The sequence below is a fragment of the Williamsia muralis NBRC 105860 genome (assembly GCF_001598915.1).
Lineage (GTDB): Bacteria > Actinomycetota > Actinomycetes > Mycobacteriales > Mycobacteriaceae > Williamsia > Williamsia muralis.
In genome coordinates, this window is the sequence record NZ_BDAP01000001.1 from 446211 (window position 1) to 466113 (window position 19903).

Here is a 19903-nt window from a genome sequence, read left to right on the forward strand (position 1 = left end):
TCCACAGTCGGTAGGGGTTAGATCCACCCGTACTTGCGTGCTTTAAGGGCTGCTTCATACCGGTTGGATGCGGCTAGTTTCGCCATAGCTGTAGACAGGTAGTTGCGGGTGGTCCCCACGGATAAGTGGGCGCGGACCGCGATTTCTTCGGTGGAGGCGCCGTCGAGGGCGAACTCGAGGACGTCTGCCTCGCGCGCGGTGAGCACCGTGTTTCCTGTGCTGATGGCATCGGCGGCCAACTGCGGGTCGACGTGGCGGCCGCCGTTGTTGACGGCGCGGATCACATCGGCGAGTGTTGCTGCTGATGTTGTCTTGGGTAGGAAGCCGCGAACTCCGGTGGTGAGAGCGCGTTTGAGGTATCCGGGGCGACCGTGGCTGGTGACGATGAGGATTCCGGCGCCGGGGGTGAGCGTGAGAATCTCAGCGGCGGTGTCGATTCCGTCGATACCGGGCATTTGCAGGTCGATGACGGCCACGGCGGGTTGGTCGCCGTTTGTGATTCGGCGGCGCCACAGGGCCAGGAGCTGTTCGCCCGATTCGACACTTCCGACGACGTCGAGGTCGTCTTCGAGGTCGAGCATGGCGGCCATGGCCGTCCGGATGAGCGTTTCGTCGTCCGCCAGCAGGACTGGAATCACGTTTTCTCCCATTGTATTTCGAGGCTGAATGCGTTGTCGGATGCGGACGCGGTGAGCGATGCGCCGACCTGGGCGAGACGTTCAGACAGGCCTTTAAGTCCGGTGTGCCCGTCGGTGTTGTGGATGGAATCCCCGGTTGTGCCATTGTTGTGCAGCGTCATGCCCGCAGCGCCGATGGAGAGGGTCGCCGAGGTGGCGGAAGAATGTCTGACGATGTTGGTGGCGCCTTCGCGTACCACCCACGCGGCGACTTCGTGAAACTGCGTGGGCACCATCTCGGGGTCGCCCTCGACGAGCAGTTTGCATCCGGCTGCAGCCAGTAGCGAGCGAGCGCCGGCAACTTCGCCGTCGAGGTTGATATCGCGGTAGCCGCGGACCAAGTGGCGCATCTGGTCCATCGACTCCACGGCCAAACCCTTCACCTCGTCCATCTCGAGAGCGGCCCGGTCGGCGGCGCCGGCGCGGGAGAGTGTTGCCGCGAGTTCACTTTTGACTGCAATTGCCGAGAATCCGCGGCCGACGACATCGTGGAGATCGCGCGCGAAACGCAGCCGCTCCTCGGCCACCTGTAGACGTGCCTCGACGTCTTTGGCACGTTCGAGTTCGTCGACCACTTGCAGACCCCACAGAGTCAGCAGTGTTGTGCCGACGATGAACGCGGCGATGACGAACGTGATTGCCGTCAATTGGGCTATGTCTGTCGGAGATTGGCCGAAGGCGGCTCCGGTCGCGACACTGATGCCGACTACTACCCACCACCTGTGGTGGAGGAACGGAACGAACGACAGCGACGCCAGCACAGTGGCGAAGATGCCCGTCGTGCGTGTCGCATCGAGATCAGACTGGGCGGTCGAGATGTTGGCGGCGACCGCGGCGGCTGCCCACACCGCAAACAGCATCACTGCGGCCAGCGGCAGAGCCCACCGGCGGATGACAAAGGTCCTCGCTATGGCGACTTCGGGTTGTGCTTGTATTGCGAAGATGGCGGCGACCCCGGAAACGATCATTCCGGCCGACGCCCACGGCGCGCCAGGAATGGCGGTCGCCGAAACGACCGCCACACCAGCGACTGCCACCTGAAGCGTGAGCTGGGTATAGAGCCGGAACTTCGCCGGCCCGGAGAGCTCATGCCACCAGGAGGCCATTCGGTTCATCCGCGGTCGTCCCAGCGAAAGCTTGTTGCGACTATTGCCAACGCCAGGGCCGTCCATACACCCAGTGTGGCAAGGGGTTGGGTCATCTCTGTGAAGGTGCCTGTGAAATCGAGTGCCGGGTCGGTTTCTGCTGCGGTTGCCGGCGAGCCTGATGCGCCGAGCGAGATCAGATCAGACAGTGCAGCGAACGGGGTCCAGGAGACCGCGTCGGCGAGTTTGTCGGGGAGAGTGTCGCGGATCGATGCCAAGCCGATCATCGCGAGCATCATCACCGGGAGTGAAGTGATCTGTGCTGCTTCAGCGTTTTTGGTGACCGCGCTCGTCGCCAGACCCAGGAGCGAGAAGATGATGATCCCGGCGACGAGTGCGATACCCAGTGCGATCGGGTTGATTGGTGCGGGAGCGCCGAACCCGTAGATCACCCCACCGACGAGGGCTGCCCCCACCAGGGTGAGTAGCGCGCCGGGTACCGCAGGCGCGGTTTGAATCTGCCAGTCTGACGCCTCGCCGGTGCGCAGTCGCTTGAGCACCCCCTCGCCGCGGCGGGTGGTGATCATGGACAGGACCGAGTAATAGGTCACGAATAGAAACGCCATCAGGGCGAACATCTCCAGACCTGTGGTGGCGACCTCGGTGGTGACGCCGGCATCGTTTCGGGCGATGAAGAACGTGACCAGCGGTAGGGCTACCGGAAACACCGTTCCCATGACGACCAGCGTCTTGTTGCGGAGGAATTGTTTGTACTCGGCCTTGGCTAGGGAGGCCAGCGGGCGCCGTCCGAAACCGACTGTTGGGGTGGTGGTGGGCGTGGTCATCGTGGTGCTCCGATCATGTCGGGTGTGGACGCCGAGGGGTCGGCGGGGTCGGCGGCAACGTCGAGGAAAACTGATTCAAGCGTGGCAGCTCGTGCCTCGAGGCCGTTGAGGTGCAGGCCATGGGCGCCGGCCCAGGCCAACACCATCGACAGGTGGTTCTGCAGGTCGTAGGTGTTGACGGTGACCTTCGCCCGGGCGTCGACGTTGGCGCCGGCCAGCGGCGGCAGCGCCAGTCCGGGATGATCGAAGACGATCCGGGCTGGGTGTTCGTCGACGATGTCGCGCAAGGTTCCCCTGCGGGCTATCTGGCCCTTGTGCATGATCGCAATCCGATCCGCCAATGCCTCGGCCTCGTCGAGATAGTGGGTGGTCAGTACCATCGTCACTCCTGAGGCCTTCAGGTCGGCAAGCAATTGCCACGTCGCGCGGCGACTTTCAGGATCGAGGCCGGTGGTTGGTTCATCGAGGAACAGCAGCCGGGGTTGTCCGACCAACGCGCACGCCAGGTCAACCCGGCGCTTCTCGCCACCGGAGAGTGCCCCGACCCGGACGTGGGCCCGGTCGGTCAGGTTGACCTGTTCCAGGACGACTTCGGCGGTGGTCGGATTGCTGCAGGTTCCCCGCCACATCGCCATAGTCTCGGCGATGGTGAGCTCGGCGGGCAGACCGCCGGACTGCAGCATGATGCCCACGTGGGGTCGGATCAGCGCGCGGTCCTTACGAGGATCGAGGCCAAAGACCTCGACATCGCCGGCTGAGGGAGCCGATAGGCCTTCCAGCAAGTCGAAGGTTGATGTTTTACCGGCACCGTTGGTACCCAGGAGAGCAAAGACTTCTCCCTCGGCGACGTCCAGGTCTATGCCCTTGACGGCCTCGAAGGCGTCGCTGCCGTGACCGTACGTGCGCCGCAAACCGCGTGCAGTGATGACGTTGCTCATCGCTGACCCCACTTCCGGGTGCCCACGGTCCAACGGCCCGCGAAGACCGCAGCGATGACGACCGCGGCAACAGCCGCCCCGATCGCCCCAGGCTGGGTGACCACGAGAATGACAACGGCCACAAAGACGGTGGCAATGATGACGGCCACTTCGCGCCTTTGTGTCGGTGCGGGGCCAATTCGCATGGCGTCTGCGGCCAGGTTGGCCAGTGGTGGTTCGTTCGGTGTGTTGTTCATAGCAACAACATTGGCTGAGTCCAGGCTCTTCCAGTAGTGCACGTCATCATCGGTTTCATCTCGCTTTGTCACCTACGGTTGATGACAAAAGTCATAGAATCCTGGCCACCTCGTGGAAGCGTGGACGACTGGTCGACGAGTCCGGGGACTGCACGTCCATGGCCACCAGACTTACGACGTGCAGTGTGCGAGAACGGATCCGATGACCTTCGGTGTCAAAAGACGTCCCGTCAGTAGCGCATCGCGTTCGAAATCTACTCATAGCGGACATCGCAACCCAGAAGACAAGAGTGAGTCTTACTCTGGTCCGATGCACACGTGGCTTCGGCGTTGGAGACAACGGCGCCAACTCAACAAGCTCGGCCCACGCGCCGACATCGCAAGCTTGGCTCGATCCTCGGATCCATCCGATGTAATTCGCACGGAGGCGGTTCAGGATTTTCTCTGGCAGGTCGAGATCAAGCGTCGACTGACAGAAGCCCCGGGCACCCAGAAGCAGGTTGCGCGCGACCTTGGTATCCCAGTCGGGCTGTTGAACCGGCTCGCTCGCCGCCCGTTCAGCATGACGATCATGGTGACCACAGCCGCCGAACCGGTCACGGTAACCCTGGAACGCTCCGAACTCGAAGACGCACTGGGTAGCGCCACCGCATTGGAAGAGGCAATCGTGATCTGCACCCGTTACGACTCCGAGAACTGACTCAGCAGAGAAAGCGACTATTTTGGTGTTGAAGCGCCTGCATGCGGGCTGGTTGACCTTGTGAAGGACATTGAGATCTGGTTGCCGCACTACGAGAATCCGGACCATATGGCGCGCCGGAGAATTCGTTGAGCGAGCCGATAGTTTCGCTCGCGTTGTCGACCGTTGTGAGCGGTTGAACCTGTGGCGATGCGGTGTGTAGGGCTATGGTGAGGGTTCATGGCCGAAAAAACTGTGTTTCAGTACTTCGATGACCTCGACGGCGCTGCGCTCGACGTGGAGGATTTGCAAACCGTTGAATGGAGCTGGCGGGGAGCGGCGTACCATTTCGACACCAGCACAGCACATTTCGAAGATATTGAAGCCGGCCGGGTATCGGTGGCGGAGTTGCTGACGAAGTCGTTTCGAACGAACAGGAGACCACGCGTCTTGCTTGACGCCCGTGTCGGTCCGTCGATGTCAGCGGGCCCAACACGCGCTCCTGGCCGTCGCACGCGGATCGGTGAGATGCGCTTGTGGGCGCTGGAGAACAAGCACGCCGGCGTGGGAAAGCGCGGGCGGTTGTCGAAAACCGTTATAGCTGCATATAACCGCGCCCATTGATGCGGTGAACTGCCGCAACAAAACGGCCTGTGGACAGCGGGGAGCAGACAGCGGCGATGACGAGCGGGCTGGGTCCTGAAGGCTTGTCAAACTCATGACAAACCACGACGGCGTCGATCTGTCGATCGCGACCGTGAGAAAAGAAGTAGCATCAGACCTGTTGGGTTTGAACCCGAACACCTGGTCAAAGTAATGCCGCGGCAACTATTTTGACTTAGCGTCGACTGTACGCGCATCTGCTCGCCGAAGTTACACTAGGCCGGCTATGTGCTCCGGGCAGCGTCAGTACCGCGTCACTGAACTGGACCGGTCGCACCCACCGACACCCCACGCCCGGTTAGATGCGCGTAGGGTTCAGTCAGCAGAGCTTCACGCCCTAGCGTGGGATGTCGACGGATCTCGTGTTTGCATCGTTACTCAGAATTGAGAGAGCAAACACGATGTTGCACAATGATTTTGAAGGCGTTGACCATCGAGACCTGGCGGTAGCGTTGGCCTCTCTCGCCCAAGGCGTCACCACGTCCCGCAACGTCGATGATGCGCTCTCGGCCGTCACGACCGCGGCCACCGATCTGCTCGACGGTGCCGACTGTGCCGACATCCTTGTCATCTCCGGCCGGAAGAAGCAGTTCCGTTCGTATGCTGCCACCAGTACCTTGCCGCGGAAGATGGACGATCTGCAGGAACAGTTCGGCCAGGGCCCCTGTGTAGAGGTGGCCACCGGTTCAACGGTGGTGCGGGTGGATGACTTCAGCACCGAAACCCGATGGCCACAGTTCTGCCAGGCGGCGACTGACGCGGGCGTGACCAGCATGTTGTCGTTCAAGCTCTACACCGCGCCCGGGGTCATCGGCGCACTGAACATCTTCGGCAAAGCAGTGAATGCCTTCACCGATCGCGACCAGGAGATCGGGTTGATGCTGGCCACCAATGGGGCTGTCGCGCTGCAACTAGTCACGAACAGAACCCAGTTCGAATCGGCATTGGCCAGCCGGGACGTCATCGGGCAGGCGAAAGGCATGATCATGGAACGGTTCGGCATCGACGCCGTGCAGGCATTCGCGCTGCTGACGAAACTGTCCCAGGATTCCAACACACCGGTCGCCCATATCAGCGCACAGCTCGTTGAGCAAGGGCCGGTCGTCACCAGCCAGCCCAGCCCTCTGCTGCGGTAGCGAAGCCAGGCCAAAGCCTACGAAGGGCAATTAGAACCCGCGCGTCGATCCGGACCATCATCTCAGCGGTCGCCGAGTGCACTGACTCGACCGCTACCTGAAGTGGCACTCCGGGTGCGACTCGCGCCGAGAGTATGGCCAACTGATCGGCCTGCATCACCGATAGACCGGCCAACGCGTCCCGACGGTTCTCGCCAGATGCTCCGCCGAACTGGAGGGTTGGCTACGGTGTGGTCGTGACGTCGTTGACCATTGAAATAGTTCCGCAGCGCATCGCTCTACTCGACGGCGAGTTCAAGATCGAGCACACGTCCTCGGGTGTCGAAATGCATGGCGCGCTTGATGATCTCATGGTGGCGAGGTCCCCCGAGGGGACAACTCGGGTTCGTCGAGCTGAACCGGACGAGGGTGATCGCTGGCTTGCCTTCTACTCGGGTGGATCTGCACACGGGCTCGATGAGCCTGGGATGACGGTGTCGATTGCTGCGCCGCTGTCGGCATCGGGCTGCCCGATCTTTGTTGTTTCGACGGCAGAGGCAGATGTCGTACTGGTCCCGAGCGCTGAGCTGGACAGGGCGTGCGCTGCACTCCGATCGGTCGGGCACATCGTCTCGGCTTAGGCTGTGTGGGCAGGTATCCATCCCGGTTGCGCGAGTCGAGCGAACTTCGGGAATCATGGGCTCATGAGCACCAGAGACGACTCTTGGCCCGCCCTGCCGGTGGACTCGTGGATCGACACCAGGGACACGGTTCAGCTGTGGACCCAGATCGTCGGCAAGACCCGGATGGCTCTCGGGCCGGAGATCAATCATTGGTGGGGTGTTGCGCTGTATGTGGACGCGCGCGGGCTCACCACGTCACTGATGGCCGTCGGCAATCGCGGCCTCGAGATCCGCTTCGACTTCATCGAGCACGAGCTGCTGTTTCTGGTCACCGACGGCAGCAGCCGCCGGATGAAGCTCGAACCGCGGACCGTCGCCGATTTCTACGCCGAGTACACCGGTCACCTCGACGACCTCGGTTTCGACATAACGCTGGTCGGCACCCCCGTCGAACTGCCTGAGGCGATCCCGTTCGCCGAGGACACCGTGCATGCCTCGTACGACGCGGACGCCATGTCTCGCTTCTGGCGATCACTTGTCAGTGCGCATGGTGTCCTGTCGAGGTTCCGTGGTGAGTTCCGAGGAAAGTCTTCACCCGTCCACTTCTTCTGGGGCGCATTCGATCTCGCCGTCACACGGTTCTCGGGCCGCGCTGCCCCCAGGCATCCCGGCGGTATTCCGAACTGCCCCGACTGGGTCATGCACGAGGCCTACAGTGACGAGGTCTCGAGCGCAGGCTACTGGCCCGGTGGTGCTGAGGAAGGCGTCTTCTACGCGTACGCGTACCCCCATCCCGACGGATATGACACCCATCCGGCCGTCGAAGCTCCTGCGTTCTGGGACGCCGCACTGGGGGAGTACGTGCTTCCGTACCATCTCGTGCGTCAGTCACCCGATCCCGACGCCATGGTTCTGAACTTCCTTGAGCAAACACATCGCGCGGCGGCGGAAACGGCCGGCTGGGCTTAGGGGCCGGTCGGCCTGCCGCCTGCCTGCTCGCTAGTGCGTCTTTTCGCGAGACGTGCATGGTGATGGTGGCGGTGACGAAGACGTTGCTGTGGGCGTCGAGAATGTCCACGGGGACAACGAGTTCGTTGGGTTCGTCGGTGGTCATGGGCTGTCCTGAGTTCGCCGGCGGTATCAGTTCCGGCCTTGTTACAAGGCTGCGGTGACTGCGGTGTACATGGTGGTTTTGATCGCCCCGAGGGTGTCCGGGTTTTTGCCGATGATGGGCGACAGTCGGGTGATTGCGACGTCGACCAAGTCGACTTCTGGTGCGGTGTCGTCGACGATGCCGGAGGTCAGTGCTTCTGCGCCGCCGTATCGGTGGCCGGTCGTCATGGCAGTCACTGCAGTTTGCGGGCTGAGTTTCGCCTGGATCAGGGCGGCCATCCCGGGCGTGAAGGGGATGTTGATGTCGACTTCAGGGAAGCAGAAGTAGCCGCGGTCGTCTCGCATCACCCGGTAGTCGTGTGCGGTCGCAAGCATGGCTGCGGCGCCGAAGGCGTGACCGTTGATCGCCGCCACGGTGGGCAAGGGGAAGGTCAGGATTCGGTTGAACAGTGTGTGCACCTGGTCGACGTACCATTCGGCGCGATCCCCGTGTGCCAGAAGCCAGTCGAGGTCCAGGCCGTTGGAGTAGAACTTGCCCGAACCTGTGGTGATGAGTCCTTGGGCATTGCTGTGCGCTGCGGTCAGGTGCGTATTGACTGTGTCGAGCCAGTCCGGCGAGAACCTGTTTTCGTCGTCACCGAAGTTCAGTATGGCGATCTTGTCGCGGTACTCCAGGGTTGCGGTCATCGGGCATCCTTTCGTTTCATTTCTTTGAAGATCTGGCTGGGGGAGGGGGGATGGACAGGACGCCTCGCACGGCGGCGGCGAGCCGTTCCCTTGCCGGGGCATCAGGAATGTGTTTGCCCCGCAACAGCAAAGCGGTTGACAGTTCGACGACGCAGTCTCGGATGATCGCAACGGTCTGCCGGTCGGTGCGGTCCCACAGCGCTCGGGAGAGCTGGATGAGCAGGTCGCCCAGTGTCTTGTCGAGTGTGCGCAACTCGTCGGCTATATCAGCCGGAATGTCTCCGGAACCCAGGAGTTCCTCGCGTCGTACGGTGAGGAGAAACCGCGCCGAAACAGGGTGCTCGATGGAGAACACGGCAGGGGTGTCGGCGGCCGCAACCACCGCCTCGACCGCGCTCTCGCGGCCCGAGCCCTCGGCCAGGGTCCGGGTAACGGTGTCGCGTTGCAGTGCGAGGAACTGTCCGGCGGCGCGTAGCCACACACGCCCGACCAATCCGGCTCGGGACCCAAAGGCGTTGTATATGGCCCCATTTGATACCCCGGTGGCCTCGGAGAGGGCGCGAACGGTGACAGCGGCCGGCCCGGAGTCGACGGCCAACTTCTCGGCGACATCCAGCAGGTGGTCGTGGTCGTGAACACGGGGGCGGGGCATGAAGCCACCATAACAGAGCGCGTGCTCTGAAACCATTTCGGAGCATCTGCTCCGTTATGGTGCGCTCGACGCAGGTGCGGCGCAAACGGGTTTGGTCACCGTCGAATCGCCGCACCCCCTCCGACTCCAGCTACTTCCTCCGGTTGCAACCGGAGGAAGTACGCGAAGTCGGAGGAAATGCCGCCAGCGGCGGTCTAACGCGACGAGCCCAGATCGCCGATCGCGTCGTGTATACGCGGAAGAATTGAGTCGAGCGGCTGGTTGGTGGACAGAATCACAACCGCTGAAGTGGTGGAATCGTTCGCGCTGATTTGGAGGACTGTGCGGGCAGTTGTCATTGCGTCGGTGAACTCTTGGTGCGCGTCGGTGATGTCGCCTCGTAGCCAGCGGCGCAGTACGTGATTGTGGGCGGCGACAACTGCGTGCGCAAAGATCTCATGGCGAAGCTGTGCGGTGGAGTCGTTTGTTGTCGGTTGCAGGTGCCGGTTGAACAGTCGGACGTATTTGGAGACGGTGGCGACCTCGTAGTCACGCAACGCGGGAACAGTCCGGGTGAGGCGGTAACGGGCTTGCGCCAGTTCACCTTCGGTGAGGTAGCTGTCGAAGACCGAACGCGCAACGTCGATGACCGCGGACGGCATCATCTCGGGGTCGGTTCCGGCGAGGTGGCTGTGGGCGCTCTGCAGCAGTGAGTCGTGGTCGGGGAACACGATGGCTTCTTTGGACCCGAAGTGGCGGAACAGCGTTGTCCGGCCAACTTTCGCGCGTGCGGCGATGTCGTCGACGCTGGTCGCGTCGTACCCGTGCTCTTCGAACAGTGCGAAGGCCGCCCGTGCAAGGCGTTGGCGGGTCGTCTCTGCTTGGGGCATGCCCGTTCCTGTCACTGGTACTTAGTACCACACATGTGGTACTAAGTACCGTAGAAGGCGCCCGAGGTTCGCGCGCACAGTGATCACGAGGAGTGTTCTGATGGCCGGCAACCCCGATTTTGGTCTGTTCAAGCTCGGCGAAGAGCATGACGAGCTACGTGCGGCGATCCGGGCTCTTTCCGAGAAGGAGATCGAGCCCCACGCTGCTGATGTCGATGAGAACTCCCGCTTTCCCGAGGAGGCGTTGGCGGCGTTGACGGCCTCGGGTTTCAACGCGATCCATGTGCCCGAGGAGTACGAGGGTCAGGGTGGTGACTCGGTGGCTGCGTGCATCGTGATCGAGGAAGTGGCGCGGGTGGATGCGTCGGCGTCGTTGATCCCGGCGGTCAACAAGTTGGGCACGATGGGCCTGATCTTGAAGGGCTCTGAGGAACTCAAGCAGCAGGTGTTGCCGTCGATCGCGTCGGGTGAGGCGATGGCGTCGTACGCATTGTCTGAGCGTGAGGCGGGTTCGGATGCGGCGGCGATGAAGACCCGGGCCCGCGAGGAGGGTGACAACTGGGTGCTCAACGGTTCGAAGTGCTGGATCACCAACGGCGGGAAGTCCACCTGGTACACGGTGATGGCGGTGACTGATCCGGAGAAGGGTGCCAACGGTATTTCATCGTTCATGGTGCACAAGGATGATCCCGGGTTCACGGTGGGTCCGTTGGAGAAGAAGCTCGGTATCAAGGGTTCACCGACGGCGGAGTTGTATTTCGAGGACTGCACGATTCCTGGGGATCGGATCATCGGGGCGCCGGGCACCGGGTTCAAGACGGCGTTGGAGACGTTGGATCACACGCGTCCGACGATCGGTGCGCAGGCGTTGGGTATTGCGCAGGGTGCTCTGGATCAGACGATCGCTTATGTCAAGGAGCGTAAGCAGTTCGGTAAGTCGATCAGCTCGTTCCAGGGTGTGGAGTTCATGCTGGCGGACATGGCGATGAAGATCGAGGCCGCCCGTTTGATGGTGTACACCTCGGCCGCTCGGGCTGAGCGTGGTGAGAGGAACCTCGGCTTCATTTCGGCGGCGTCGAAGTGTTTTGCTTCTGATGTGGCCATGCAGGTGACCACTGATGCGGTGCAGTTGTTCGGTGGGTATGGGTACACCCGCGATTTCCCCGTCGAGCGCATGATGCGTGATGCCAAGATCACGCAGATCTACGAGGGCACCAACCAGATCCAGCGAGTGGTGATGTCACGCGCACTACTGCGCTGATCCACCTAACCGTTCATAAAACGCCTAACCCAGTACGTTCATCAGAGCATCCTCCAGCGGGCCGAGTGCTCCACAGGCTCGGCCGGGTGGGGGAATGCGCTGTGGATGCACGGCCTCGCCGAGTGCCGGTAGCTCAGACGCGGTGACTCAGAGTTTCCGCTTCGAATGCTCCCTCACAGCCGAAACACTTTGCCGGGGTTCATGATGCTGTGCGGGTCGAGGGCCTTCTTGACTGCCCGGTGCATGTTTATCACCGGTGGAACCAGTTCCTGTGCGAGGCCGTCCATCTTGAGCAAACCGATGCCGTGCTCGCCGGTGACGGTGCCGCCGTATCGAATCGCCGCGTCGATGATCTCCGCGAACGCGGCTTGTGCTCGTATCCGGGCGTCCTCGTCGTCGTTCGGCGTGATGAGCAGCGGGTGCAGGTTGCCGTCACCGGCGTGGGCAATGGACGCGATGTGTGTGTCGTGCCGCAGGCCGATTTCCTCGATCCGCGCGAGCATCTCGGGGACAACGGCTTTCGGAACGCAGATGTCCTCAGTGAGGACGGGCCCGAGGCGTTCCATCGCTGGATAGGCCAGGCGGCGGGCAAGGAACAGCGCATCGGCCTCCTGCTGGTTCGTGGATTGGGCGCTCCACGTGGCACCCGCGCGTTCGTAGCACGCGAGCATCCGCTCGGCCTCGATGTCCCCGACTGCGCCTGGAGTGTCGATGCGGCCGAGCAACAGGACGTTCGCGTCGGCGGACAGGCCCATGTTCTTCCAGGCATCCACTGCCACAAGGCATTGTCGATCGATCAGCTCGAGTGCAGACGGTGTGAGGCCGTTTTCGGCGACCGCGCGTACCGCGTGCCCAGCGTCCACGGTGGAGTCGAAGTATCCGACGATGGTGCGCTGCGGTTCCTGCAGCGGGCGCAGCTTCACTGTGATCTCGGTGATGACACCGAGGGTGCCCTCGGAGCCGACCATCAGCCCGGCGAGGTCGTAGCCGGCAACGCCCTTGGCTGTGCGGCGGCCGAGCCGTACAAGCTCGCCGGTGCCGGTGACGACCTGCATGCCGAGGACGTAGTCCCGGGTGACGCCGTACTTGACGCAGCACAGGCCGCCGGCGTTGGTGGCGACGTTGCCGCCGATGGTGGACCAGGCGGCGCTGGACGGATCCGGCGGGTACCAGAGGCCTTCCGCGGCGCAAGCAGCGCGGAGGTCATCGTTGACAACGCCCGGTTCGACGACGGCGAGGCGTTCGAGGGAGTTGATCTCCTTGATGGTGTTCATCTTGTCGAAGGAGACGATGACGCAGCCGTCGATGGCGTTGGCACCGCCGGACAGTCCGGTGCCCGCGCCGCGACTGACAACGGGGACGCGTCGCTTGATGCAGGCCCGAACGACGGATTGCACCTCCTCGGCGGTGCGTGGCCGGACGACGAGCAGCGGCGCGCCGTAAGGCGCCCATTCGGCTTCGTCGTGCAAATACGTCGCGACCACGTCGGGGTCGGTGACGAGGCGATCTGCGGGAACTGCCGTGGTCAGCTCGTCGGCGAGCTCGGTCATACGGGTACTGACGTCAACAGGCATAGCGCTCAAAGTAATCCGATCGGCCTTTCGAATCGACGGGTCGTGTACCGATGATGTGCTGTGGGTGGAGGCTCCCGGCGCCTAACCCAAGACGGTCCCGGTCGACTCGGTGTTGAAATCACGTCGACGAGAGAAAGATCCCAGATTGATCGTCAAACCTGTATGCGGGCCCGTATAGACCACCGGATCGGCATCGTGATCACGCCCCTTCTCGACCTCCTCGATCAGGGTCGCCAGGAATCGGCCTGCAACAGGCGCGTTCTTGAACTGATTTCCACTGGTGCCCATCGCGACATAGAAGCCGGGACGATCGGTCTTGTCGTAGATCGGGGTCCAGTCCGAAGCGGCGTCGTACACGCCGGCGATTCCTTTGGGCTGGAACGGGACCGACAAGTGGGGAAGCCGCCGGGCAGCTCGCAGTACTTGTGCCTGGAAGCGGGTAGCAGTGCGGTTCGGGTTGGCGCTGTCGGGGTCATCGATCCATTCCAGTGGGTCGCATTCAGGTTCGGTGCCCCCGATCAAGAATCCTCCGCCGTGTTCCGGGCGCATGTAGGTTCCCAGGTCGAGATCAGCAATCATCGGGCCGAGTCGGACATCCTGGTTGAAGTCCTTGGGGGCCGTGACGTGATGGACCTCCTGCCGAAGGGGGCGCACGGTGACCGTGAAGTCGGCCCCCACCCCTGCCATCGCGTTGAGGGCGCCCGACCACGGGCCGGCGGCGTTGACAACTATCGGCGCCTCGACAGTGGCGCCGTTGTCCAGGTGAAGAATCCACCGGCCAGACGGCTGTTGTTCGATGTGAGTGACTTTGGTACGGAACACGTGGACGGCCCCGTTCGCAACCGCGGCAGCACCGAGGTTGGCGGCGGCGAGTTGGGGATCGTCGACGAAGCCGGCCTCTGGGGTGTAGACCGCTCCGAGAGAAGAGTCCGTGTCCGCGTAAAAGGACTCCGAGTCAACAGGTTTCGGTGGGTAGTAGGAACCGACGTCGATTCCTGCAATCTGCTTCGCCAATGTGTCCGAGTCCCACAGTTCGTATTTCACGCCGATCTTGTCGAAGAGCCGGACAGTGCGTTCACGCGGGGCGATGTCCACATCGAGGAATACCATGCCGCATTCATGGAAACGGGCCAGATCCGTTGTGTCCACACCGCCCAGGTGCTCGGGCCAGGTCCTCCAGCAATGTGCCGCCTCCCAAGCTGCGGCCATCCCGTCGAAGGTGGAGTAATTGAATCGGATGACCGCGCTCGAGGCGCTGGTGGATCCGAAGCCAGAGCCACCCTCCTTGTCGATCACCATCACTCGATAGCCGCGGGCAGCGAGTTCATAAGCAATGGAGTTACCGATCACCCCGGCTCCCACAACTACTGCATCGGTCACTCTTGCCATCGTTCCTCCAGATCAGTAATCACGTTGCTGACACGAAAAGCCTTGCTGAGGGCGGCGGGCAGTGCTATCTACATTTGTGAACAGCTGGACCACGTGCAACGCAGGATTTGTAGCGCCGTGAGATCTCTTGTGGTCATGCATGTGAGTCGCCGCGCTGCGCCTTCACGGTTGTCTGAGACCCGTTCTCAGATCCGCACCCTTGGTCTCGGGGATGCCGCGGAAGATGAAGGGACACGCGATCAGAGCGATTGCAGTTCCGTAGAACGCCGGCGCAAGGTGACTACCGGTGCTGTCGACCAGTGCCTGGCAGACCAGTGGCGCCGTGCCGGCGAAGATTGCGTATGCAACGTTGTACGGGACAGCGGTTCCGACGTACCGCACTTTTCCGGGGAGGAGTTCCAAGATCGGAAGCAAACCGGTGGTCAGCATGCTTGCACCCATCATCAGGATGGCCAACGCGGTGCCGATCACAAAGAGATTGCCTGTGCCGATCAGGAGATAGCACGGAATGAGGGCGATCGTTGTACCCACCGCTCCGAGACGGACAAACGGGCGGCGGCCCACGTTTTCGATCAGTCCGCTCAAGGCGATGACCACCGGCACCGGGATGACCATCGCGATCGTGGTCAACACAAGCGCGGTGTTGGTGGAGATCCCTGCGGACTTGACCAGATAGGTGGGCATGTAGCCGAGCATCATGTGGTTCAGCACTCCGAGGCACGCAAAGAACGCGAACAGTGTCATCAGATTGCGGCGCTGTTGAATCAGAAGCTCCCGCAGGGGAAATCGTCGCGTTGTCTTCTGGTCCTGCGCAGAGACAGCCTCGAACACGGGTGTCTCCTCGACACCCAGGCGCAGAAGCAGCCCCGCAATGGCGAGTGCACCGCCGATGAGGAATGGCCATCGCCATCCGCCACCATCGAACGCTTCAGCGCCCATCGACCGGTAGGCCAGAATCGTCACGGTTGCGCCGACGAGTCCGAGCGACGTGGATCCGGCGAATATGGCGAGATAGAGCGGCCGTCGTCCGGGTGGCGCGTGTTCGACGGCAAAGGTCGCGGCACCGGCGAATTCGCCACCGGCAGAGAAACCTTGGATCAGTCGGCAGGCAAGAAGAAGTGCGGGAGCGGCGGCACCGATCGTTGCGTAGCTCGGCAGTAGGCCTATCGCGGCCGTAGCCACTCCCATCAATCCGATTGCCAAGGACAGAGAACCGCGCCGGCCGAGACGATCGCCCATGGTTCCGAAGAACAGCGCTCCGGCAGGTCTGGCGAGGAACGCGCTTCCGTAGACGGCGAAGACGGCCAGCAGTGCGGAACCGCCGGAGTCCGGCGGAAAGAAGACGTCAGCAAGGGTCACAGCCATGAAGCCATAGATCGTGAAATCGAACCATTCGACGAAGTTGCCGGTCGACGCGGCGAGCAGAGCTCGCCGCCGAGTGCGTGTCAGTTGGCGCGAATCCTGCACCCGGACGTGTTCGGCCGAATCTTCCACATTGCTCGACATCGGGGCCCTTTCGGATTGGACGGGGGATGGTTGATGCGCGGCTGTGCCTGCTGCCGACGTGAAAAGCGTTATCGGTCAACTGAAGCGATGTGACTCCCCGGGAGCTGGAAGTTCGACAGGCGGTCACACGAGGTGCTTACCGCTCTGTGCCGCGACCCTGCATCGTGGACAACACTAGCCTCAGAACGTGACCTGCATCATGGGCAATTGTTCAACCATGGAGCCTGTGTATTGCGCAATCGTCGCGTTGAGGCGCGGTTTCAACGCGTGTCTATGTGTCCGGAGGTCGATCAGGCGCCAGACCTACTGCCAGCAAGCAGTTTTCGCCCCGACGTCGGACCGCTAGAGGGGCCAGCTGGTGGTTGACGCTGTGTTGGCCGCCGCCAGCGCTTTCATCTTCAGTCCCAGATGCAGGGTGAGGCGGTCGTCGCCGCTGTCGAGATTGCAGTCCGTGAGCTGCTCGATGCGTTTGAGGCGCTGGTAGAGCGTCGCTCGATGGATGCAGAGTAGGTTCGCAGTGCGTCGAATGTCGCATGCGTTGTCGAAGAACGCGCGGAGCGTGGTTTCGAGAACCTGCTGCCTGTCAGCGGCTTCGAGCCTCTGCAGGGGTGATGACCCTGCAGCGCTGGCTATTTCATCGTTCGGTAGTCGTAACAGAGTGTCGTACGGGCCGAGGCGCCCCCATTTCGCCACGTTCCCCAACGAAGGAACCAGCAACGCAGCGCGAACCGCGATGACAGCCTGTCGATAGGCGCGGTATACCTGATCCAGAGCGCTTACAGTGTCGCTGACACCAACCACGAATCGACTGTCGTTTCCACTCAGCTGGTGGAAGCGGGAAGTCATCCGCTGAGTGATGGAGCCCAGTTGCTGTTTGGTCAATGCTTCAGTGAGGGCAAGTAATAGCCAAGCTCGGGATCTATCCGCGACCATCAGGCCGGCGCCGTCCGGCAGAGTGTGCAGCCCTTCCTGCACCGCTACCTCTACTGCTATGTCGTCCGAGGTTTCGACCGGGTGCGCAATTTCTCGCTGCACTGCGATGACCTGGTAGTACGACGCGTGCTCAACGAGCAACTGCTCGGCGAGTACGTCCGCTACTGCCTGCCTCCTGGCGTCTTCGGCTGAGGTGACGAGGTTCCGGAGGATTGCCTCGCGGCGAAGGTTCGAACGTTCACGGAGCAATAGGCGTGCATAGAGGATCATGCCCGCCCGTGCGGCAGTATCCTCCGCCATCTCGACATCGGACTCGGTAAGCGGATTCTCCTCGTTGTCGATCAGCCAGAGGAAGCCGAGCAGCAGACTCTTGCAGCGGACGGGTACACAAAGTCGTTTTTTGCTTCCGGGCACATCGAGATGGGCGCGGCCCGGCTTGACCCACGTGCCGATGCCGAGTGCGAAGAGGGGGCGGGTCACGTCGTCGGGTACCGAACGATTCAGGATGGAGGTGATCCGCAGGGAGTCCTCGTCGCCAAAGTGTCGACTGGCGGCGAGAAGTCGGATCGAGGGATCATCAATGGCCACAGAACGGCGGAGCCGCCCGGCCAGATCGTCAACGAGCGACTGCAGGTCGTTGGTGGACATGTGCACTCTCCTCACAACATGCGACAGGCGCTCCCGCACATCAGTGCAGTCGTATCAGTTGTGCTGCTGCGTCCTTCGGCCGGGTATGCCCCTCCGACACCGAGCACGCACGGCCACCATCACCGGACGTGACATTGCTTCAGATAACTCAAGAACGACGCCTGTACCCCGGTGGCGTGCGTCTCATCGAGGATCGAGGTCGTGAAGGAGTCTGAGCGACCGCTGGCTCGCAACTCTTCCAGTGCCCTCAGGACATTGCGGGCGATGCCGCGGTACACGGGCATGTCACCCAAGACCTCGACTTTGTTCAGGGTGACGTGGAGTCGAGGACTGCCCAACTCGCCGTTGTCGCGTTCCGGGAGAGTACGGATCAGGTCGAACAACTGACTGTCGGAACTGCTGATCCCAGGAGTGCCGGCGCCAACCGTGGCGAAGGGTGTCTCGCCACGAAGCCACGCATACAGAGCGAAAAGACCTCCGTACGAATACCCGAAAAGACCGTGGCCGGTATCGCTGACACGCAGCCGCGATTGCAACTGAGGGTGAAGCTCTGTGACCAGGAAGTCGAGAAATGCGTCCGCATCGCAGTCCGATAGTCGCTCCAGATAGGCGTCTGTGTCTTCTTGGCTCATCGTGCCCGTCTCGCGAGCCGACGCCAATGCAGCGACCACCTCATCGCCGACCGGTTCCCCGGCCGGTACGAGGTCGCGGTTGCGAAGCCGCGACCAGTCCGACGCCTCCTCGGAGGCATATCCGACGCTGACCTGGATGTAGGGCGCAATGTTCAGAAACGGATCTTGTTGTGCGACGACGAGCGGCGCCGTGTAACCGACCGTCCAGTTCCCGTCCAACACGTAGATCAGAGGCATCGTTTCAGCGGAATCTTCGTAGTCGGGCGGGGTGGTGACCCAGACACCGAAGCGGTGCCCCAACCGGGACGTCACTTCGAGGTACTCCGTGTCGGCAAGACAACCATGCAACATCGTGCTCATCGAATATCCTTTACTGTCGCACCGCTTTTGACCACGAGAACGGCCATCTCTGGGTTGGCGAAGACACTGGCATCTTCGAGGGGGTCCTTCTGCCACACGACGAGGTCGGCTCGCATTCCGGCACGCACCGTTCCGACGGTTTCGCCCACGCCGAGGATGTCGGCGTTGACGCTTGTCGCAGACACCAGTGCCTGCATCGGTGTTTCCAACTCTGAGCGCACTCGCAGTTCTTCACCTCTTCGTTGCTGGTTCGGACCGATGAGGTCAGAACCCAGACCGATCCTCAGACCTGTCGATCGCGCAATCTCGAGGGCGGATGCCATGCGTTCCCGGACTCCGGTCGCTCGGTCGACGGTTGAGGGATTCACGTCCGTCACCCCGTCGCTGAAGAGCTGATCGAGTACAGAGAAAGTGGGAACCAAGGCCACGTCATGTTCGTGCATCAGAGATGCGGTCGATTCGTCGATGTCGGTGCCATGTTCGACGCACCGCACGCCGGCCTGTACGGCGTTGCGGATTCCCGCACTGCCGTGTGCGTGGACCGTCACGTAGGTGCCACGCGCTGCCGCTTCCTGCACAGCCACCGCGATTTCCTCGACGGTGAACTGTGTGTCGGCAAGGCGATCGTGCCCCCCGACGACACCACCGGTAACGCACAATTTGAGAAAGGTGGCGCCTCTGCGGAACGTCTCGCGGACGTTCCTACGGAGTTCGTCTGCGTTGCCCGACATCAGCGACAGTGCGCACAGTCCAGGGATGTGGTGGTCGGTCCACATCTCCGTCGGCTCCCAATCCGCACCGTAGTAACCGTGCCCGCCGATCTGGCACTGGACGGGGCCGCAGGACAGCACGTGCGGACCCCTCATCTTGCCTTTTGCGAGGACATCGACGACACCGCGGTCGATGCCGCCGGTGTCGCGAACTGTCGTGAAGCCGGCGTCGACCGCGAATGCCGCCGACGTGAAAATGTCTGCGGCAATCTCGGCAACCGACAGTTCGAATCCGAACTGTGCCCTGATGGGGCTGGACAGGCCCAGGTGAACGTGAGCATCGATCAGTCCGGGGGTGAGGAGCCTGCCGTCAAGATCCACCGTCGTCGCGCCCGCAGGCGCGCTGCCGATGGCTGTGATGACGCCATCCGTCACACAGACGTCGGCAACGGAAGGCTCTGCGCCAGAACCGTCCGCGACCCTACCGCCCGCATACCATGTCTCCGTCACATGACCTCCTGGTCTGTTCCGCGGTGCATTCGTTCCCCTTGGGTCGATGAAGATCCAGGATCGGGTCTGACGTCTGTCAGCTTCCTGAACCGGGAGGGTGGTCCCGCCCAGTGGGCCGTTTGATACAGCATGGTGCCTCTCCGTCGCGGCGGGCAGTGGTCGCATGTTGCGACTTCATCGAGCGGGCATCGACAAATG

Annotated in this window: 20 protein-coding genes and 1 pseudogene; 6 read left to right on the forward strand and 15 right to left on the reverse strand. The window is 62.2% G+C overall.

Annotated elements, in window-relative coordinates; genetic code table 11:
• Positions 1-17 precede the first annotated feature (17 nt).
• From WIMU1_RS02140 to WIMU1_RS02160, 5 genes are read right to left on the reverse strand one after another with little or no spacing between them, the layout of a single operon-like run.
• The gene (locus WIMU1_RS02140; protein WP_245969152.1) at positions 18-638 is read right to left on the reverse strand and encodes a response regulator transcription factor; all 621 of its coding nucleotides are present in this window, start codon (positions 636-638) and stop codon (positions 18-20) included.
• Positions 635-1792 (reverse strand): sensor histidine kinase, encoded by a 1158-nt coding sequence (locus tag WIMU1_RS02145; protein ID WP_062794951.1) that lies wholly within the window; start codon positions 1790-1792, stop codon positions 635-637. The genes WIMU1_RS02140 and WIMU1_RS02145 overlap by 4 nt, the downstream gene beginning before the upstream one ends.
• Positions 1789-2607 (reverse strand): ABC transporter permease, encoded by an 819-nt coding sequence (locus WIMU1_RS02150; protein WP_062794952.1) that lies wholly within the window; start codon positions 2605-2607, stop codon positions 1789-1791. The genes WIMU1_RS02145 and WIMU1_RS02150 overlap by 4 nt, the downstream gene beginning before the upstream one ends.
• Positions 2604-3545: an ABC transporter ATP-binding protein gene (locus WIMU1_RS02155; protein ID WP_062794953.1), complete on the reverse strand. Its 942-nt coding sequence runs from the start codon at positions 3543-3545 to the stop codon at positions 2604-2606. The genes WIMU1_RS02150 and WIMU1_RS02155 overlap by 4 nt, the downstream gene beginning before the upstream one ends.
• Positions 3542-3781 (reverse strand): hypothetical protein, encoded by a 240-nt coding sequence (locus tag WIMU1_RS02160; protein WP_120802865.1) that lies wholly within the window; start codon positions 3779-3781, stop codon positions 3542-3544. The genes WIMU1_RS02155 and WIMU1_RS02160 overlap by 4 nt, the downstream gene beginning before the upstream one ends.
• 571 nt (positions 3782-4352) lie before the next feature.
• Between WIMU1_RS02160 and WIMU1_RS26605 the strand changes: the two genes are divergently transcribed.
• The 5 genes from WIMU1_RS26605 (at position 4353) to WIMU1_RS02185 (ending at position 7830) form a co-directional block, all read left to right on the forward strand.
• On the forward strand, positions 4353-4481 hold the full coding sequence (locus WIMU1_RS26605; RefSeq protein ID WP_255283859.1) for a hypothetical protein: 129 nt from the start codon (positions 4353-4355) through the stop codon (positions 4479-4481).
• A gap of 219 nt (positions 4482-4700) precedes the next feature.
• Positions 4701-5084 (forward strand): Lsr2 dimerization domain-containing protein, encoded by a 384-nt coding sequence (locus WIMU1_RS02170; protein ID WP_062794956.1) that lies wholly within the window; start codon positions 4701-4703, stop codon positions 5082-5084.
• Positions 5085-5524: 440 nt separating this feature from the next.
• Positions 5525-6259: a GAF and ANTAR domain-containing protein gene (locus WIMU1_RS02175; RefSeq protein WP_062795716.1), complete on the forward strand. Its 735-nt coding sequence runs from the start codon at positions 5525-5527 to the stop codon at positions 6257-6259.
• Between the two features lie 236 nt (positions 6260-6495).
• Positions 6496-6879 carry an ACT domain-containing protein gene (locus WIMU1_RS02180; RefSeq protein WP_211339035.1) on the forward strand — a complete coding sequence of 128 codons (384 nt, stop codon included), beginning with the start codon at positions 6496-6498 and terminating at the stop codon, positions 6877-6879.
• A gap of 63 nt (positions 6880-6942) precedes the next feature.
• Positions 6943-7830, forward strand: coding sequence for a DUF5996 family protein (locus tag WIMU1_RS02185; RefSeq protein ID WP_062794958.1), 888 nt, complete (start codon positions 6943-6945; stop codon positions 7828-7830).
• A 46-nt stretch (positions 7831-7876) separates the two neighbouring features.
• Here the strand turns inward: WIMU1_RS02185 and WIMU1_RS26840 are convergent.
• From WIMU1_RS26840 to WIMU1_RS02200, 4 genes and pseudogenes are all read right to left on the reverse strand, one after another.
• A pseudogene (locus WIMU1_RS26840) lies at positions 7877-7978 on the reverse strand (DUF4442 domain-containing protein); the annotation flags it as partial.
• Between the two features lie 38 nt (positions 7979-8016).
• Positions 8017-8661, reverse strand: coding sequence for an enoyl-CoA hydratase/isomerase family protein (locus WIMU1_RS02190; protein WP_062794959.1), 645 nt, complete (start codon positions 8659-8661; stop codon positions 8017-8019).
• Between the two features lie 16 nt (positions 8662-8677).
• Positions 8678-9313 (reverse strand): TetR/AcrR family transcriptional regulator, encoded by a 636-nt coding sequence (locus WIMU1_RS02195; RefSeq protein ID WP_062794960.1) that lies wholly within the window; start codon positions 9311-9313, stop codon positions 8678-8680.
• Positions 9314-9507: 194 nt separating this feature from the next.
• Complete coding sequence (locus WIMU1_RS02200; protein ID WP_062794961.1) at positions 9508-10182, reverse strand: TetR/AcrR family transcriptional regulator; 675 nt, start codon at positions 10180-10182, stop codon at positions 9508-9510.
• A 100-nt stretch (positions 10183-10282) separates the two neighbouring features.
• Between WIMU1_RS02200 and WIMU1_RS02205 the strand changes: the two genes are divergently transcribed.
• Positions 10283-11443: an acyl-CoA dehydrogenase gene (locus WIMU1_RS02205; protein ID WP_062794962.1), complete on the forward strand. Its 1161-nt coding sequence runs from the start codon at positions 10283-10285 to the stop codon at positions 11441-11443.
• A 173-nt stretch (positions 11444-11616) separates the two neighbouring features.
• Here WIMU1_RS02205 and WIMU1_RS02210 read toward each other — a convergent pair whose 3' ends face one another.
• From WIMU1_RS02210 to WIMU1_RS02235, 6 genes are all read right to left on the reverse strand, one after another.
• Positions 11617-13017: an FAD-binding oxidoreductase gene (locus tag WIMU1_RS02210; protein ID WP_245969151.1), complete on the reverse strand. Its 1401-nt coding sequence runs from the start codon at positions 13015-13017 to the stop codon at positions 11617-11619.
• A gap of 81 nt (positions 13018-13098) precedes the next feature.
• Entirely contained in the window at positions 13099-14406 is a 1308-nt protein-coding gene (locus tag WIMU1_RS02215; protein WP_062794963.1) for an NAD(P)/FAD-dependent oxidoreductase, read from the reverse strand.
• Between the two features lie 162 nt (positions 14407-14568).
• Positions 14569-15912, reverse strand: coding sequence for an MFS transporter (locus WIMU1_RS02220; RefSeq protein ID WP_062794964.1), 1344 nt, complete (start codon positions 15910-15912; stop codon positions 14569-14571).
• Between the two features lie 342 nt (positions 15913-16254).
• The gene (locus WIMU1_RS02225; protein WP_084248048.1) at positions 16255-17493 is read right to left on the reverse strand and encodes a PucR family transcriptional regulator; all 1239 of its coding nucleotides are present in this window, start codon (positions 17491-17493) and stop codon (positions 16255-16257) included.
• A 119-nt stretch (positions 17494-17612) separates the two neighbouring features.
• Positions 17613-18485 carry an alpha/beta hydrolase gene (locus WIMU1_RS02230; RefSeq protein WP_062794966.1) on the reverse strand — a complete coding sequence of 291 codons (873 nt, stop codon included), beginning with the start codon at positions 18483-18485 and terminating at the stop codon, positions 17613-17615.
• Positions 18482-19705 (reverse strand): metal-dependent hydrolase family protein, encoded by a 1224-nt coding sequence (locus WIMU1_RS02235; protein ID WP_062794967.1) that lies wholly within the window; start codon positions 19703-19705, stop codon positions 18482-18484. The genes WIMU1_RS02230 and WIMU1_RS02235 overlap by 4 nt, the downstream gene beginning before the upstream one ends.
• Positions 19706-19903 lie beyond the last annotated feature (198 nt).